This window comes from Rhizobium lusitanum, from assembly GCF_014189535.1.
GTDB classification, from domain to species: Bacteria; Pseudomonadota; Alphaproteobacteria; order Rhizobiales; family Rhizobiaceae; genus Rhizobium; species Rhizobium lusitanum_C.
In genome coordinates this window covers 2,617,145-2,632,007 of the sequence record NZ_CP050308.1, presented here as the reverse complement: position 1 = coordinate 2,632,007, position 14,863 = coordinate 2,617,145, and the positions used below count along the sequence as shown (strand labels likewise).

Annotated in this window: 17 protein-coding genes and 1 other RNA gene; 9 read left to right on the top strand and 9 right to left on the bottom strand. The window is 61.0% G+C overall.

Translation table 11 applies throughout. From position 1 onward, the window contains the following. Window positions 1-96: 96 nt before the first annotated feature. On the bottom strand, window positions 97-1,098 hold the full coding sequence (locus HB780_RS26380) for a 2-hydroxyacid dehydrogenase (RefSeq protein WP_183690513.1): 1,002 nt from the start codon (window positions 1,096-1,098) through the stop codon (window positions 97-99). Window positions 1,099-1,287: 189 nt separating this feature from the next. Between HB780_RS26380 and HB780_RS26375 the strand changes: the two genes are divergently transcribed. Further along, window positions 1,288-1,827: an SH3 domain-containing protein gene (locus tag HB780_RS26375; RefSeq protein ID WP_183690511.1), complete on the top strand. Its 540-nt coding sequence runs from the start codon at window positions 1,288-1,290 to the stop codon at window positions 1,825-1,827. A gap of 86 nt (window positions 1,828-1,913) precedes the next feature. Beyond that, a complete protein-coding gene (locus tag HB780_RS26370) occupies window positions 1,914-2,525 on the top strand; it encodes a cadmium resistance transporter (RefSeq protein ID WP_286203072.1) in 612 nt (203 codons plus the stop codon). A 60-nt stretch (window positions 2,526-2,585) separates the two neighbouring features. Here the strand turns inward: HB780_RS26370 and HB780_RS26365 are convergent, their stop codons facing one another. Together HB780_RS26365 and HB780_RS26360 are read right to left on the bottom strand one after the other, a co-directional pair. Next, a complete protein-coding gene (locus tag HB780_RS26365; protein WP_210334179.1) occupies window positions 2,586-3,050 on the bottom strand; it encodes an SRPBCC family protein in 465 nt (154 codons plus the stop codon). Window positions 3,051-3,167: 117 nt separating this feature from the next. Further along, the gene (locus HB780_RS26360; protein ID WP_183690507.1) at window positions 3,168-4,160 is read right to left on the bottom strand and encodes an adenosine kinase; all 993 of its coding nucleotides are present in this window, start codon (window positions 4,158-4,160) and stop codon (window positions 3,168-3,170) included. A gap of 407 nt (window positions 4,161-4,567) precedes the next feature. Here HB780_RS26360 and HB780_RS26355 point away from each other — a divergent pair, with 407 nt between their 5' ends. Together HB780_RS26355 and HB780_RS26350 are read left to right on the top strand one after the other, a co-directional pair. Then, on the top strand, window positions 4,568-5,512 hold the full coding sequence (locus tag HB780_RS26355) for an AEC family transporter (RefSeq protein WP_183690505.1): 945 nt from the start codon (window positions 4,568-4,570) through the stop codon (window positions 5,510-5,512). Between the two features lie 132 nt (window positions 5,513-5,644). Beyond that, window positions 5,645-6,805 carry a patatin-like phospholipase family protein gene (locus tag HB780_RS26350; RefSeq protein WP_183690503.1) on the top strand — a complete coding sequence of 387 codons (1,161 nt, stop codon included), beginning with the start codon at window positions 5,645-5,647 and terminating at the stop codon, window positions 6,803-6,805. Window positions 6,806-6,875: 70 nt separating this feature from the next. On the opposite strand, the gene HB780_RS26345 is transcribed toward HB780_RS26350, so the two are convergent. Next, window positions 6,876-7,463 carry a c-type cytochrome gene (locus HB780_RS26345; RefSeq protein ID WP_183690502.1) on the bottom strand — a complete coding sequence of 196 codons (588 nt, stop codon included), beginning with the start codon at window positions 7,461-7,463 and terminating at the stop codon, window positions 6,876-6,878. Between the two features lie 151 nt (window positions 7,464-7,614). Here HB780_RS26345 and HB780_RS26340 point away from each other — a divergent pair, with 151 nt between their 5' ends. Both HB780_RS26340 and HB780_RS26335 read left to right on the top strand, forming a co-directional pair. Next, window positions 7,615-8,370 (top strand): 3-deoxy-manno-octulosonate cytidylyltransferase, encoded by a 756-nt coding sequence (locus HB780_RS26340; RefSeq protein ID WP_183690500.1) that lies wholly within the window; start codon window positions 7,615-7,617, stop codon window positions 8,368-8,370. A gap of 27 nt (window positions 8,371-8,397) precedes the next feature. Beyond that, on the top strand, window positions 8,398-9,252 hold the full coding sequence (locus HB780_RS26335; protein WP_183690498.1) for a prephenate dehydratase: 855 nt from the start codon (window positions 8,398-8,400) through the stop codon (window positions 9,250-9,252). Window positions 9,253-9,448: 196 nt separating this feature from the next. Here the strand turns inward: HB780_RS26335 and HB780_RS26330 are convergent, their stop codons facing one another. The 5 genes from HB780_RS26330 to HB780_RS26310 form a co-directional block, all read right to left on the bottom strand. Continuing rightward, complete coding sequence (locus tag HB780_RS26330; RefSeq protein WP_183690496.1) at window positions 9,449-9,817, bottom strand: VOC family protein; 369 nt, start codon at window positions 9,815-9,817, stop codon at window positions 9,449-9,451. A 124-nt stretch (window positions 9,818-9,941) separates the two neighbouring features. Continuing rightward, window positions 9,942-10,163: a hypothetical protein gene (locus HB780_RS26325; protein ID WP_183697690.1), complete on the bottom strand. Its 222-nt coding sequence runs from the start codon at window positions 10,161-10,163 to the stop codon at window positions 9,942-9,944. A gap of 84 nt (window positions 10,164-10,247) precedes the next feature. Further along, complete coding sequence (locus HB780_RS26320) at window positions 10,248-10,934, bottom strand: helix-turn-helix transcriptional regulator (protein WP_183690494.1); 687 nt, start codon at window positions 10,932-10,934, stop codon at window positions 10,248-10,250. A gap of 13 nt (window positions 10,935-10,947) precedes the next feature. Further along, on the bottom strand, window positions 10,948-11,907 hold the full coding sequence (gene nudC / locus HB780_RS26315; protein ID WP_183690492.1) for an NAD(+) diphosphatase: 960 nt from the start codon (window positions 11,905-11,907) through the stop codon (window positions 10,948-10,950). Further along, window positions 11,904-12,314 carry an HIT family protein gene (locus HB780_RS26310; RefSeq protein WP_153370229.1) on the bottom strand — a complete coding sequence of 137 codons (411 nt, stop codon included), beginning with the start codon at window positions 12,312-12,314 and terminating at the stop codon, window positions 11,904-11,906. The genes nudC and HB780_RS26310 overlap by 4 nt, the downstream gene beginning before the upstream one ends. A gap of 91 nt (window positions 12,315-12,405) precedes the next feature. Here HB780_RS26310 and ffs point away from each other — a divergent pair. The 3 genes from ffs (at window position 12,406) to HB780_RS26295 (ending at window position 14,860) form a co-directional block, all read left to right on the top strand. Then, an RNA gene (ffs, locus tag HB780_RS26305) (signal recognition particle sRNA small type) lies at window positions 12,406-12,502 on the top strand. 47 nt (window positions 12,503-12,549) lie between these two features. Next, window positions 12,550-14,430, top strand: coding sequence for a DNA polymerase III subunit gamma/tau (locus tag HB780_RS26300; protein ID WP_183690490.1), 1,881 nt, complete (start codon window positions 12,550-12,552; stop codon window positions 14,428-14,430). Window positions 14,431-14,536: 106 nt separating this feature from the next. Continuing rightward, window positions 14,537-14,860 carry a YbaB/EbfC family nucleoid-associated protein gene (locus HB780_RS26295; protein ID WP_183690488.1) on the top strand — a complete coding sequence of 108 codons (324 nt, stop codon included), beginning with the start codon at window positions 14,537-14,539 and terminating at the stop codon, window positions 14,858-14,860. Window positions 14,861-14,863: the final 3 nt, after the last annotated feature.

Sequence of the window (14,863 nt, the reverse complement as noted above, 5' to 3'; positions counted from 1 at the left end):
CGTCCGTTTGATAGCTCGCAAGTATAGCACATAATTGTCGGCTTTGGTCGTTTTCGACCAAAAGATGCCCTACAGCATATGCGCCCGCGGTTTGGCTCAGCGGAACGGCAGAACGCGGTTCGGCGGGCGGTGGCCGTCGATGAAGGTGCGGATGTTGATGATCACCTTGTCGCCCATGTCGATGCGGCTTTCGAGCGTGGCCGAACTCATATGCGGCAGCAACACCACCTTACCCTCGTTGGCGAGCTTCACCAGCTTCGGATTGACTGATGGTTCGTTCTCGAAGACGTCGAGGCCGGCGCCGGCGATCTTGCCCTCGCGCAGGATCTTGATCAGCGCCGTCTCGTCGATGACATCGCCGCGCGATGTGTTGACGATGTAACTGGTTGGCTGCAACAGCGCCAGGCGGCGCGCCGAAATCAGATGGAAGGTGGCCGGCGTCGACGGGCAGTTGACCGAAACGATGTCAACGCGGGCCAGCATCTGGTCGAGGCTATCCCAATAGGTCGCCTCGAGTTCGTCTTCCGTTGCCGCGCTGACGCGCTTGCGATTGTGATAATGGATGGCAAGGCCGAAGGCCTTGGCGCGACGGGCAACGGCGGTACCGATGCGGCCCATGCCGACAATGCCGATGCGCTTGCCGTGAATGCGGCGGCCGAGCATCCATGTGGGCGACCAGCCAGCCCATTCGCCAGGCTTGTCCGTCAGCACCCGCGCACCTTCGGCAAGCCGACGCGGTACGGCGAGAATGAGCGCCATGGTCATGTCGGCCGTATCCTCGGTCAACACATTCGGTGTGTTGGTGACCGTGATGCCCTTGCGGGCGGCGGCCTCGACATCGATATGGTCGGTGCCATTGGAAAAGCTGGCAATCAGCTTCATCTGCGGCCCGGCTTCCTCGATCAGCGCGGCGTCGATGCGGTCGGTAACCGTCGGCACCAGCACGTCAACTGTCCGGACAGCTTCGGCGAGTTCCGCCTGCGTGCGCGGCTGATCGTCTATGTTGAGTTCGGCATCGAAGAGCTCGCGCATCCGCGTCTCCACCGCATCGGGCAGTTTGCGCGTGACGTAGACCTTCGGTTTTTTCTTCGTCGTCATGGCGAGCGGCGATGCCTTGTTTAGATGTTTTTAACCAAGAAGCAGGATAATTTTCCCGTTCCGGGCATTTCTACCAGACCCGCAGGCGAAGACAAACAAAACTCGCTGGCGGTGCCGAGGATTTGCCGATGGTCGGAGCGAAAAGGCAGCCTGACAGCGCCTTGATCATGATGAACGAACGGAAATCCTATGCGTGGCAAAGTATTGAAGTCCTGCGCTATTTTCGCGATCGGCCTGATGATGGCCGGCGCCACGGCCGATCTCGCCGTGGCCCAGGCCGCGAAGGGGCCGAGCGGATTGCCGCTACCGCGATTCGTTACGCTGAAGTCGAAGCGCGTCAACCTGCGCGTCGGACCGAGCGCGGACTATGCCGTCTCATGGCTCTATCTCAAGCAGGGATTGCCGGTCGAGATCATTCAGGAATACGATAATTGGCGGCGCGTGCGTGACGCCGACGGCACCGAGGGCTGGGTCAACCAGTCGCTGCTCTCCGGCCAACGCTCGGCGCTTGCAGCCCCGTGGATGAAGGGCAAGGGCAAGGCGGTCTTCGTCAACATGCGGCGCGATGCCCAACCATCCGGCACCGTCATCGCCAAGCTTCAGCCGGGCGTAATGATGAATGTCCGCGAATGCACCGGCGACTGGTGCCTTGCGACTGTCGACGGCACCGAAGGCTGGGTGGCGCAATCCGAGATCTGGGGCGCCTATCCCGGCGAAGCCTTCAAGTAAGCAAGAGCCCTCGAGCTCTATGACAGCCGCCGCGTGACTTGGCCGCGCGGTGATGCATCCGACATCGGAAGCGGAAAACAGTGATCGTGGATAATATCTTCGGGATTTTCGGCCTTGCCGTCGTCCTGTTCGTATCGACGAATGTCGATGACATCTTCGTGTTGCTCGGTTTTTTCATCGATCCCAAATTTCGTACCCGGCAGATCGTGATCGGCCAATATCTCGGCGTTGCCGCCCTTTGCGGCGCAAGCCTGCTGGCCTCCATGATCTCCCTCGTCATCCCCGCCACCTATATCGGCCTCCTCGGTTTCGCGCCGATCCTTCTTGGCCTGAAGAAGCTCTGGGAGTGGCGGAAAGGCCCAGAGATCGGCGATGATCCGCAAAATCATAACGGGGCATCCCTTGGGCACGGCAAGATCGCGGCGGTTGCGATGGTGACGATCGCGAATGGCGGCGACAATATCAGCATCTACACGCCATTATTTGCCACGCGCACTATGAGCGAGATTACGGTGATCGTCGCCATCTTCGCCTTGCTGACGGCCATGTGGATCGGTGCCGCCCACTACCTGGTCAATCACCGCACAATTGGCGCGCCGATCAGGCGCTATGGAAACCGGGTGGTGCCCTTCGTGCTCGTAGCGCTTGGGATGCTGATTATCCACGAGGCCGGAACCATTGAGCTGCTGCGCCGGTAGCATGCATCCAGGAAACATCGGAAATTATTCGCTTCAGCTTCTCGCTGACTGCGGTGACATTCATCGATCGGCAGTTCTTTCGCCGACGTATTTTGCCAACCGTGCCAGTACATCCGGAAAATCCGCGCTCACCGCTTCTCCAATCGCCTGAGCGTCAGGCCCTTGAGAGTTGACGGCATAGATGACCCGACATTGATCGTCGGCCATGGCTTCGATGCTATGCTCAACCTGAATCAGCGCTTCGCCAACCAAAGTCTCGTCGATGAAACGCTGTGGCGCACTGACATCGACAAGTTTGCTGCGGATAATGTCTCCGTCCGGCAGCTCCATCGAAAACCAGGTTCCGGTGGCGAAACTTCCATCCAACTGGACTGATTTCACGCCCGAGTTCCACAGCTTCCATCTGCCGGCGTCGGCGAGCACCTGCCAGATTGCCTGCTGCGAAGCATTGACATCGCAGCTGTAAGACTTGCTCCAAGAGACATCGCTTTTCATGGGAAACCCATTTTTGAGGCGTTCGCCCATGATGTGGGAACTTAGGAAATAGTCAACAGGCCGCACTCGCCTCATGGCTCGACAAAAAACCGCCCGCAACGATCTGCTGCGAGCGGCTTTGATTCGATTGGAAGCACGAACGGGCTTTTAGAGAAGCCCAAATTCCTTGGCGGCTTCCGACAATGATTTCATCGGCCGAGGGCCGATCTGCTCGATAACGATAGCAGCCGCGAGGTTGCCGAGCTTGCCGCAATCTTCGAGGCTGCGGCCCTGGGTATAGCCGAACAGGAAACCGGCGGCGAAGAGATCGCCGGCGCCGGTGGTGTCGACACGCTCCTCGATCGGATGAGCATCGACGACATAGCGCTCATTGCCGCGCACGATCACTGCCCCGTCCTTGCCGGTGGTGACGGCCGCAATCTTGCAGTCGGCGGCGATCAATCGCAGCGCCGTGTCGAAATCCTCGGTCTCGTAGAGCGACAGGGCCTCGTCATGATTGGCAAAGACGATGTCGACGGTGCCGGAACGCATCAGGTCAAGGAATTCGTCGCGATAACGGCCGACGCAGAAGCTGTCGGACAGCGTTATCGACACCTCCCGGCCATGGGCGTGAGCGATGCGGGCGCATTCACGGATTGCTTCCTTGGCGCGCGGCGGATCCCAGAGATAGCCCTCGAAATAGGTGACCTTGGCTTCGGCGACGACATCGGGTTCGACGTCTTCCGGGCCAAACTCGACACAGGCGCCGAGATAGGTGTTCATCGAGCGCTCGCCGTCCTCGGTGACGAAGATCATCGAGCGGGCCGTCGGCGGGAACGTGCCCTTCGGCTTGGTCTCGTAATGCACGCCCTGGGCGCGGATGTCGTGCTCGAAGATCTCTCCGAGTTGGTCTTCCGCAACCTTGCCGAAATAAGCGGCCCTGCCGCCAAAATTCGCCACACCCGCCGCCGTGTTGCCGGCGCTGCCGCCGGAGGCTTCGAGCGCCGGGCCCATGCGCGAATAGAGAAGTTCGGCGCGCTCGGCATCGATGAGATTCATCGCTGCCTTGGTGATCTTGTTGTCGATCAGAAATTGATCGTCGCAGCGCGCGATAATGTCGACGATAGCATTGCCAACGGTCAGTACATCGAAACGAGTCATCAAGAAGGAGCCCCGGTATTGGTGATAGCCGTTAATCGGTATTATCGGTTTTTCGGAAGTTTGGAAGAAGAATCCGCGTTCTGCCGAATAACAAAATCGCGCTCGGTCATTTGCCTGTCATTTTCCACCTGTAAATGCTTGTGAAGCGGCTGGCATGGGATGCTGACAAGGCATCCAAAGCCAGTCTGGGAAGGTATGATACCTTCCGCCTCACCGGTACGCGCGCTGACCACGGATGAACTGGCGGCTTGTGCACCGGGAGGACTCCGGCGGGGACCGGACGCTGAAAAGCGGGCTTTGCCCGCTTTTTTTGTTCCCGCCTGCTTTTCGGCTTTCCAGGATGAGACAAGCTGTTACAACTCTGGGATCATATCCTTGGATCCCACCCCACATATTCCTCGCCCAGCATGTCCGAAATCTTTTCCGATGTTCTCCCGGTTTTCCTGCTGATCCTCGTCGGCTGGGTGATCGTGCGCACCGGTGTACTGACGGCGAGTGTCGGCGAGGCGATGAGCGAGTTCGTTTTCAAGATCGCCGTGCCGCTCCTGTTGTTCCAGACGATTGCAACGGCAGATTTTCGCGGCGCCTCGCCGTTTCGGTTGTGGGCAGCCTATTTTGCCGGCGTCGCGGTCACCTGGACGGCCGGCCATCTGATGGCGACACGGCTGTTCGGGCGGGACGCACGCATCGGGGTGCTTGCCGGCGTGTCCTCCGCCTTCGCCAACACGATTTTCATCGGCCTGCCGCTGGTGGGACGCACCGTCGGCCCTGACGGCATCATGGCGATGTCGATCCTGATTGCCGTGCATCTGCCGACCATGATGATCGCCGGCACGCTGCTGATGGAGCAGGCCGAACGTAAGGAAAACGGCGGTGGCGGCCGCAACGTGCTGCAACTCCTGCAACATGTCGGCAAGAACCTCATCCGCAATCCGCTGGTCATCGGGCTTCTCGGCGGGCTTGTCGTGCATCTCGTCGGCATTCCCTTGCCGGCAACGCTTAGCACCGTTGTCGACAACATCGCCAATATCGCCGGCCCGGCCGCATTGATTTCACTCGGCATGGCGCTCCGGCAATATGGAGTTTCGGGCAATCTCGGCCTTGCCAGTGTCACAGCGGCCTTCAAGCTCGTCCTCTTACCGGCCTGCGTATTGGCGGCGAGCTATCTGCTCGGCCTCAGCCCGGAATGGCGGGCCGCCCTCGTGCTGACCGCCGCGGTCCCGACCGGCGTCAATGCCTGGCTGATTGCCAATCGCTTCGGTGTCGGTCACAGTCTCGCTGCATCGACGATCACGCTGACAACCGCGCTCGGCGCGTTCACGGTGTCGCTTTGGGCCTATTTGCTCGGCTAGAGCATGCGGCAGGCTTATGCCGGCTTGAATGCCGCGACGATATATCTCCGGTTTCGGAGAAGCAGGCAGGAAAATGGTCATATATTTGCGCATAGCCGCCGCTAAGAATGGAGCGCAGCTAAGGATGGAACCATGAATATTGCAGCGCCACTGACCAGCAATCCGGCCTCGGCCTATGCGCAGAAGGTTTTCGTCCTGCAGGGCGGCGGTGCGCTCGGCTCCTATCAGGCAGGCGCCTTCGAGGCGCTGAGGGAACAGAATATCGAACCGGACTGGATCGCCGGCATCTCGATCGGCGCCATCAACGCCGCGATCATGGCGGGCAATGTGCCGGGCGAGCGGCTGGAGAAGCTGCGCTCCTTCTGGAACAAGGTCAGCGTGCAGATGCCGGTCGACCTCCTGATGGAGAAGCAGCGCAGCACCAACCCCTTTTACCGTACGGTCAGCAGCTGGTGGGTCTCGACCTTTGGCGTGCCCGGCTTCTTTTCGCCCTGGCAGATCCCATCCTGGTTACAGGCGCGTGGTTCGGCGAGCGCGACCAGCATCTATGACACGGAGCAACTGCGCCAGACCCTGCTCGACCATATCGATTTCGATCGCATCAACCATGGACCGGTGCGGCTCAGCCTTGGCGCCGTCAATGTCCGAACCGGCAATTTCGCCTTCTTCGACAACCGGGAAGTCCAGATCAAACCCGAGCACATCATGGCAAGCGGCGCATTGCCGCCCGGCTTTCCGGCCATCAAGATCGGCAGCGAATATTATTGGGACGGCGGCCTGGTCTCCAACACGCCGCTGACCTACGTGCTGCGTAATGCCGCCGACGTGGATACAGTGGTCTTCCAGGTCGATCTCTTCAGCGCCGTCGGCCCGCAGCCGCAGGATCTCGAAGAAGTCGAGGAGCGGCGCAAGGATATCACCTATTCCAGCCGCACCCGGCTCAACACCGACCTGTTTCTCGAGCGCCACCGCCTGCGCCGCACCATCTCGGAGCTTTACGCGCTCCTGCCGGACGAAGCCAAGGTTGACCCCGCGATCCAGAAGCTGAAAGCGCAGTGCTCCGACTACAGCGTCACCATCATCCACCTGATCTATCGTAACAAGCAGTTCCGCTCGCATTCGAAGGACTATGAGTTTTCCGCGCTGTCGATGCACGAACATTGGGAGGCTGGCCTGTGCGACGCGCGCAAGGCGCTACGGGCGGAGGACTGGCGCGTGCCGCCGGGCGCCGAAGACGGGCTTAAGGTCTATGACCTCGATCAGAGAACGAGGTCGCGCCGGCATTCGGTCTGAAAGTCGCCGGAACGGCCAAAAGCCCGGCCGAAACGACCGGGCTTTTGGCAATCATTCGCCTGGAATTGCTCTAGTTCGTCGCGGCAGGCGCCGGCGCTGCGTTCGGATCGGGCAGCGGTACCGGCGTATCGGCCAGCGTACGCAGATAGGCGATCAGATCGGCGCGGTCCTTTTCCTTCGGCAGACCGGCAAAGCCCATGGCCGTTCCGGAAATGAACTTCTTCGGCGCGGCTACGAAGTGATAAAGATGATCGTAGGTCCACTTTTCCGCGCCGTCCTTGGAGAAGGTCTTGATGCCGGCAGAATAGGCAAAGCCCTCATGTTCGGCGACCGGACGGTCGACGATCCCCCAGAGATCGGGGCCAACCTTGTTCGGCCCTCCCTTTTCCCCGGAATGACAGGCCTGACACTTCTTGAAGATCGTTTCGCCGACCTTGGCATCGGCCGTCTGCAGCAATTGCGCGATCGGCGTTTCCTTTGCCTCGGCAGCCTTGCCGCCGGCATCCCCAGCCGGCGCCTCGGCGGCGACAATTTCGAAGCCGGGCTTTTCCGGCACCTCTGAATGGAAAATATATCCTGACGCAAGCGACACGGACTTCAGCACAAAAAGTGTGGCTAGAAGTGCCCCGACACCCATGTTCACGTAGGATGAATTCATCTGCTATGCTCCCCTCGCCTCCGGCAGTAACTGCCGGCCCATCTTGAATTCGCGCGAAACCTATGTCTTTTGGCTGTTTCTTGCAACTCTGTAAACGGTCTCCACCGTGAGACGTTTTGACACTTTTACGGCGGGAATAGAAGGCCCAACGATGACAGATTCCAACTTAGACAAGACGCTGGTGCTCATTCCGGCCCGGATGGCGTCCACACGCCTGCCGGGCAAACCGCTTGCCGATATTTGCGGCCTGCCCATGATCGTACAGGTTGCCAAGCGGGCGCGCGAGGCGGCGATCGGTCGCATCGTCGTCGCCGTCGATCATGATGACACTTATGCCGCCGTCGCCAATGCCGGTTTCGAGGTCGTCATGACGCGTAGGGATCATCAATCCGGCTCGGACCGCATTTATGAGGCCCTGAAGGCCGTCGATCCCGATGGACGCGTCGAGATCATCGTCAATGTTCAAGGCGACCTGCCAACCATCGATCCCCAGACCATTCACGCGGCGCTGCGCCCGCTCGACAATCCGGCCGTCGACATCGGAACGTTGACCGTCGAGATCAAGGATGAGGAAGAAAAGACTCTGCCGAGCGTGGTCAAGGTCGTCGGCTCGGCGATTTCCGAAAACCGGCTGCGCGCGCTCTATTTTACGCGCACCACCGCCCCTTACGGCAAGGGTCCGCTCTATCATCACATCGGCCTCTATACCTATCGTCGCGCAGCACTTGAGAAGTTCGTCAGCCTCGGCCCGTCGCCGCTCGAACTGCGCGAATCGCTGGAGCAATTGCGGGCGCTGGAAGCCAGCATGCGCATCGATGTCGAGATCGTTGACACGATCCCGCTCGGTGTCGATACTCCCGCCGACCTCGAAAAGGCCCGACGCATCCTTTCCGGCGCCTCTCGCTGACGGAACCTCTCCCCTAAAGGCAGTCCCATGACCACCATGACCAACAAGATCTCGTTCCAGGGCGAGTTTGGCGCCAATTCCGACATGGCCTGCCGCGACATGTTCCCGACCATGGAGCCGCTGCCCTGCCAGACCTTCGAGGATGCTTTCGCCGCCGTCGACAATGGTGAGGCCGATCTCGGCATGATCCCGATCGAGAACACGATCGCCGGTCGCGTTGCCGACATCCACCATATGCTGCCCGAATCGAACCTGCATATCGTCGGCGAATATTTCATGCCGATCCGCTTCCAGCTGATGGTGCTGCCGGGCGTGAAAAAGGAAGAGATCCGCACCGTACACAGCCATATCCACGCGCTCGGCCAGTGCCGCAAGATCGTGCGCGCCAATGGCTGGAAACCGGTCGTCGCCGGCGATACGGCGGGTGCTGCCAAGCTGGTGCAGGAAACCGGCGACCGTACGATGGCAGCCCTTGCACCGCGGCTTGCCGCCGACCTCTACAAGCTCGATATCATTGCCGAAAATGTCGAGGATACCGAGGACAACGTGACGCGCTTCGTCATATTGTCGCGTGAGGAGAAATGGGCGGAGCGCAGCTCACCGGAAGAAAAGATCGTCACCACCTTCGTCTTCAACGTCCGCAACATTCCGGCAGCGCTCTACAAGGCGCTCGGCGGCTTCGCCACCAACGGCATCAACATGACGAAGCTCGAAAGCTACCAGCTCGGCGGCCGTTTTGTAGCGACGCAGTTCTACGCCGACATCGAAGGCCATCCGACCGACGCGAATGTGCAACGCGCGCTGGAGGAATTGCGATTCTTCTCGGAAAAAGTCAGGATTCTGGGTGTCTATAAGGGGCACCCGATGCGGGGGCAGCTTTAGTAGCTGCCGCCAGCCCCCGGGGGCCACCTCGTGGTTCGAGGCCCTACCGTTTTCACTCCGCTCCCACCGCAGCGCACCTCACCATGAGGTGGAGTGGGCTCCGTGACGGGACCCAAAAGATCAGCCCTCATGGTGAGGTGCGAAAGCCCGGAGGGCTGTAGCCTCGAACCACGAGGGCGGGTGACAGCCTCACAACTCACTTATCCGGCTCACAAACCCTCAACCGATGCCCATCCGGATCCAGCACGACAAAGGTCGGGCCGAAATCCAGTGTCGTCAGCTCTTGTGCGACCGGCAGGCCGCGCGCTTTCCAGTCCTTGTAATGTTCCGCGACCGCGCCTTCGCCCTCGACCATGAAGGCGAGTTCGCCGCGGCTGCCGATGGCGGATGGTTGCGGTTCGACGCTGCTGCGGCGCCAGAGGCCGAGCGTGAACCCATTGTCGAGCGGAAAAGCCACGAAATTCGGCGCGGCGACGGCCGGCTCGCGGCCGAGCAGGTCGCGATAGAAGGGTATGCTTTCGGCCGGGTCCTTGACGTAGAAGATGATGAGGTTCGGGCTGGTCATTGGGATATTCCTCTTGGCATTAGGGGATATGACGGCAATATCAGCCCCGGCCGGCAGGTCATGATGGACCGTGCCGGAGCAGATATTTGTCGAGGGGTTGGCTTGGATGCTTTTCAGGGGGCGCTTATCGCAGGCGGCTGTCCTCGCGATACGGTGCGCAGCCGTCGAGAAAACCGAGATCGCGTTTCACAACATCGGGCGCTTCGTCGAGATCGAGGCGAGAATGGTGCCACGCAAAACAGTGACGTGCCGCCTGCGCAAGACGTTGCGGCCAGGCTTGCGCCCAAGACGCCTCAACTGCTGAACGACGCCTGTCCTCTCTGGCGATGAAAGCGGGGCTTTCCATGATCGGTCCTCCTTCCTGTGTGGAATGGAACCGATACTAACCGCCCATGCTGACAGTTTCTGGCAGTAGTCTACTGCTCAGGAATCAATCATGGGCAAGGCCCTGCTGCTTATGCCATTCCTTGGCCAGGACGACGCGGCGGCGCGGGTAGCGGGTCTCCAGCACCGCGAAGTCGACAATGCGATCGGCACGGAAGTGACGAAAATCCTCGCGCAATTCGCACCAGCCCATGACCATGCGTACCTCATCGAAATAGCCAAGCGCAAAGGGCCAGATGCGCCGGGTCGAAATGGCCCCGTTCACATCGCCATAGGTGAGTTGCACGATGCGTTCGGAGCGGATCGCCTTGCGCATGAGGGAGAGGTCGGCCTTGTCCTCCAGCGCGCGGCGGGTGGCAACGACAAGCGTCGCCTGCTCGACGGTCTCCCGCATCTCATCGGGCAATACGGCGGCGATCTTGGCGAGCGCGTCCGCGCCGGCGGCGGCCAGGCGCGCGTCGGCGGCACGCGCCACCCAGCGGGAGCCGAGCACCAGGGCTTCGATCTCGTCCTGGGAGAACATCATCGGCGGCAGCATGAAGCCGGGTTTCAGCACATAGCCGATGCCCGGCTCGCCCTCGATCATCGCACCCTGCGACTGGAGGCTGGCAATATCACGATAGAGCGTGCGCAGGCTGACGCCGGTTTCCTCCGCCAGAACCGCGCCGCTGACCGGACGGCGATAGCGCCGGAGCGTCTGCAGCAGGGTCAGCAAGCGTTCCGAGCGCGCCATGGGGAAGGAGTACCTATCGTTTCCATTCCACCCAATCGCGCATCAGGCGGTGGGCGATGGCGCCCTTGGGCGGGGAGGTGTTGCCGGAAGCCGAGACGCGATCGAGCATTTCGAGCGTCTCTTCCGGTGTGAACCAGCGGCAATCGTCGAGCTCGGTGGCGTCGATTTGGATCTCCGTTGACTTCGCCTCGGCATAGCAGCCGATCATCAGCGAATGTGGCATCGGCCAGGGCTGCGAGGCATGATAGCGCACGCGGCCGACCTGGATTCCCGACTCCTCATGCGTCTCGCGGCGCACGGCATTCTCGATGGTTTCCCCCGGCTCGACGAAACCGGCGAGACAGGAATACATGCCCGGCGCGAAATGGTGGCTGCGGCCGAGCAGGCAGAGATTCTTCTCCTCATCGACGGTCAGCATGATGACGACAGGATCGGTGCGCGGGAAGATCATGTGTTCGCAGCCCGTGCAGACCCGCTTGTAGCCGCCGATACGGCTTTCCATGACCGAGCCGCAGCGGCCGCAGAAGCGGTTGTCGCTGTTCCAGCGGATGAGGCTTACGCCCTGCGCCGCCTCGCCGAGAATTTCGCCTTCAAGCAGGAAATCGCGCCAGAGCGAGCGCATGTCGGCGGGCTTATAGTGGCTGGCGAGATCGTCGGCGTTGATGCGCACCGGCACGGCCAGCCGTGGCTCGCCAGTCTTGCGGTAACCGAGCAGCACGGCCGCTTCCCAATCCGGATCGAGTTCCTGCAGTTCGTAGCGCGCAAACAGCGGATCGAGCACCTGCCCGTCATGCTTCAGAACCAGCCTGTCCCTGGCAAAAGCAAGAATATGCGTGCCTTCCTTCGAAAGCGCGCGCTGGACCGATTCCTCGTCACGATGCTCAGCGTCCCGGTTTAGCTGGTTTTCCGCAAAGGCCGTGAGGCTGCTGGCTTCCGGGTGAGGCGCATCCGAAGAGAAGATCGAGTGGTTCATTGTGAAAGCGTGTCCCGCAACTTGGCTATGAAGCTGTTCATGTCTTCGTCCGTATAGGGTTCCGCCTTGCCGTGGCCCCAGATCGGACCGGGCCAGTTCGCGTCCCCTTCGAACCGTGCAATCACATGAACATGAAGCTGTCGGACGATATTTCCAAGAGCCCCGACGTTGATTTTTGTCGCCCCGGTCACCGTCTTCAGGGCAGCGGCCACCTTGTTGGTCTCGAAGGTCAGGAGAATCTGGTCGAGCGGGGTCAGCTCGAATATTTCCGATATGCCGGGCCGGCGGGGCACCAGCACCAGCCACGGCCAGCGGCTGTCCTTCGACAGGCGCACGTCGCAAAGGCCGGTGATCGTCACGGAAACGCTGTCATTCGCCAGACGATCGTCGAGCGTAAATTCCTTCAATGGTTGATCCTCCGGTGTTTTTTCAAATGTTTAGCAGTTTTTTTTGACCTTGGCTTGCTTTTGATGACGATATTGCCGATATGTGCCTCCGGGAGGTTGGTGGTGGACGAGCCACTCGCCAACTGGGTCAGGTCCGGAAGGAAGCAGCCCCAACGAGCCCGGCACGGGTCATCGTGCCAGCCTCCCACCCTTTTTGAAAGCAAGGCCCGGCTTTCTGCGGGCAATAAGCAGGGCCATGAGCGACACCGAGCGACAAGCAAAAGATGCCGCTTCGACCGGCACCGGTTACCGGGTTCTGGCCCGCAAATATCGTCCCAAGGATTTCACAGACCTGATGGTCGGCCAGGAACCGATGGTTCGCACGCTGACCAACGCGTTCGAAACCGGCCGTATAGCCCAGGCCTATATGCTGACCGGCGTGCGCGGTGTCGGCAAGACGACGACGGCCCGCATCCTGGCGCGCGCGCTCAACTATCGAACCCCCGAGATCGACCGCCCGACCATCGACCTTCGCGAGCCCGGCGAACATTGCCAGGCGATCATGGAAGGCCGGCATGTCGACGTCATCGAGATGGACGCCGCTTCGCATACCGGCATCGACGATATCCGCGAGATCATCGAGCAGGTGCGTTACCGCCCGGTTTCGGCGCGCTACAAGGTCTATATCATCGACGAAGTGCACATGCTGTCGACGGCCGCCTTCAACGGATTGTTGAAGACGCTGGAAGAGCCGCCGGAGCATGTGAAATTCATCTTCGCCACCACCGAAATCCGCAAGGTGCCGATCACCGTGCTGTCGCGCTGCCAGCGCTTCGACCTGCGCCGCATCAGCGCCTCGGATCTGGTGGGATTGTTCACCACCATTTCGGCCAAGGAAGGCATCGAGGCTGAGCCGGAAGCGCTCGCCATGATCGCCCGCGCCGCCGAAGGCTCGGCCCGCGACGGCCTGTCGCTGCTCGACCAGGCGATTGCGCATGGCAGCGGCGTGGTCGTTGCCGACGCCGTCCGCTCGATGCTCGGGCTTGCCGACCGCGCCCGCATCGTCGATCTCTTCCACCACATCATCCAGGGCGATGTCGCGGCCGCCTTGGCGGAGTTCAACAGCCAGTACGAGGCAGGCGCCAATCCCGTCGTCGTACTGACCGACCTTGCCGACTTCACCCATCTCGTCACCCGCCTGAAATATGTCCCCGACGCTGCCAACGATCCGTCGCTGAGCGAAGTGGAACGCAACAAGGCGGCGGAATTCGCACAGGGCGTGGCGGTCACCACGCTGTCGCGTATCTGGCAAATGCTGTTGAAGGGCATACCGGAAACCGAGAGCGCGGCGCGCACCGCCGGTGCCGCCGAAATGGTGCTGATCCGCCTGGCGCATGCCGCCCATCTACCGGCACCGGAAGATGCGGCGCGGCGGCTTGCCGAATTCTCCGACGGCAATGGCAATGGAGGCGCACGTCCCTCGCCCGCTTCGCCCAATGGCAATGGAGGCGGAACACAGGTTTCCTATCAGGGCAATGTCATGGCGCGGGCGGTCGAAACTGCTCCGCCACGGCCCACCCCACAGGCACCGGTCGCCATGCTGCGTGCGGTTCCGAATACCCAGCCGGATTCGGCTCCGGTCGGCCGCATCGAACAGAAGCCGGCGGAAGCACCAAAGCCGCTGGTTGCCATTAATTCGATGACCGATATTGCCGAACTCGCCGGCCAGAAGCGCGATCCGAAGCTGAAGGCGATGGTGCGCAGTTTCGTCCGTCCCGTGCGGCTGGAACCCGGCCGGCTCGACGTCAGCCTGACGCCGGGCGCGCCGGGTACGCTGCTCAACGAGCTTGCCGTCAAACTGAAGGAATGGACCGGCATCCACTGGATCGTCAGCCTCAGCCGCGACGAAGGCGAGCCGACAGTGGTGGAAGCCGAAGCGAATGCGCAGCGGCAGCGGGTCGCCGATGCCCGTCAAGACCCCGATGTCGCGGCAATCCTGACGCAATTTCCGGGCGCCAAAATCATTGACGTGCGCGTGCGTGCGCCGGATATCGAGGAAGAGGAACAGGTCGCCGCGCCGGCAGCCGCCGAATCCGACGAAGGCGATATCCTGCCGGGCGATGACATCGAATTCTAAGGGTACGGTGCGGAATCGAACAGCCACACAGTAAAATCTGTTGGGTGGCTTTCGAAACATATTGTATTAAATCATAATGAAAGACGCGGAAGAAGGACGATCGACGATGCGCGACATCATGGGCATGATGGGCAAAGTGAAAGAAATGCAGGCCAAGATGGAGAAGATGCAGGCTGAGATCGCCGACATCCGCGTCGAAGGCAAGGCAGGAGGCGGCCTCGTCACTGTCAGCGTCAACGGCAAGGGCCTGATGCTGGGCATCAAGATCGACCCGTCGCTCTTCAAGGAAGACGACGTCGAGATCCTCGAGGACCTGATCGTCGCCGCCAACAAGGACGCCCAGGACAAGGCCGAGGCGATCACCGCCGAAAAGACCCGCGAACTCACCGCCGGCCTGCCGATCCCGCCCGGCTTCAAGATGCCTTTCTGATAG

Bases quoted from the DNA above. Each gene is read 5' to 3' on its own strand.
- HB780_RS26380 (WP_183690513.1), bottom strand. From the start codon at position 1,098: ATGACGACGAAGAAAAAACCGAAGGTCTACGTCACGCGCAAACTGCCC.
- nudC (WP_183690492.1), bottom strand. From the start codon at position 11,907: ATGAACCACTCGATCTTCTCTTCGGATGCGCCTCACCCGGAAGCCAGC.
- HB780_RS26345 (WP_183690502.1), bottom strand. From the start codon at position 7,463: ATGAATTCATCCTACGTGAACATGGGTGTCGGGGCACTTCTAGCCACA.
- HB780_RS26360 (WP_183690507.1), bottom strand. From the start codon at position 4,160: ATGACTCGTTTCGATGTACTGACCGTTGGCAATGCTATCGTCGACATT.
- HB780_RS26295 (WP_183690488.1), top strand. From the start codon at position 14,537: ATGCGCGACATCATGGGCATGATGGGCAAAGTGAAAGAAATGCAGGCC.
- HB780_RS26320 (WP_183690494.1), bottom strand. From the start codon at position 10,934: ATGGCGCGCTCGGAACGCTTGCTGACCCTGCTGCAGACGCTCCGGCGC.
- HB780_RS26300 (WP_183690490.1), top strand. From the start codon at position 12,550: ATGAGCGACACCGAGCGACAAGCAAAAGATGCCGCTTCGACCGGCACC.
- HB780_RS26325 (WP_183697690.1), bottom strand. From the start codon at position 10,163: ATGGAAAGCCCCGCTTTCATCGCCAGAGAGGACAGGCGTCGTTCAGCA.
- HB780_RS26355 (WP_183690505.1), top strand. From the start codon at position 4,568: ATGTCCGAAATCTTTTCCGATGTTCTCCCGGTTTTCCTGCTGATCCTC.
- HB780_RS26335 (WP_183690498.1), top strand. From the start codon at position 8,398: ATGACCACCATGACCAACAAGATCTCGTTCCAGGGCGAGTTTGGCGCC.
- HB780_RS26375 (WP_183690511.1), top strand. From the start codon at position 1,288: ATGCGTGGCAAAGTATTGAAGTCCTGCGCTATTTTCGCGATCGGCCTG.
- HB780_RS26365 (WP_210334179.1), bottom strand. From the start codon at position 3,050: ATGGGCGAACGCCTCAAAAATGGGTTTCCCATGAAAAGCGATGTCTCT.
- HB780_RS26340 (WP_183690500.1), top strand. From the start codon at position 7,615: ATGACAGATTCCAACTTAGACAAGACGCTGGTGCTCATTCCGGCCCGG.
- HB780_RS26330 (WP_183690496.1), bottom strand. From the start codon at position 9,817: ATGACCAGCCCGAACCTCATCATCTTCTACGTCAAGGACCCGGCCGAA.
- HB780_RS26350 (WP_183690503.1), top strand. From the start codon at position 5,645: ATGAATATTGCAGCGCCACTGACCAGCAATCCGGCCTCGGCCTATGCG.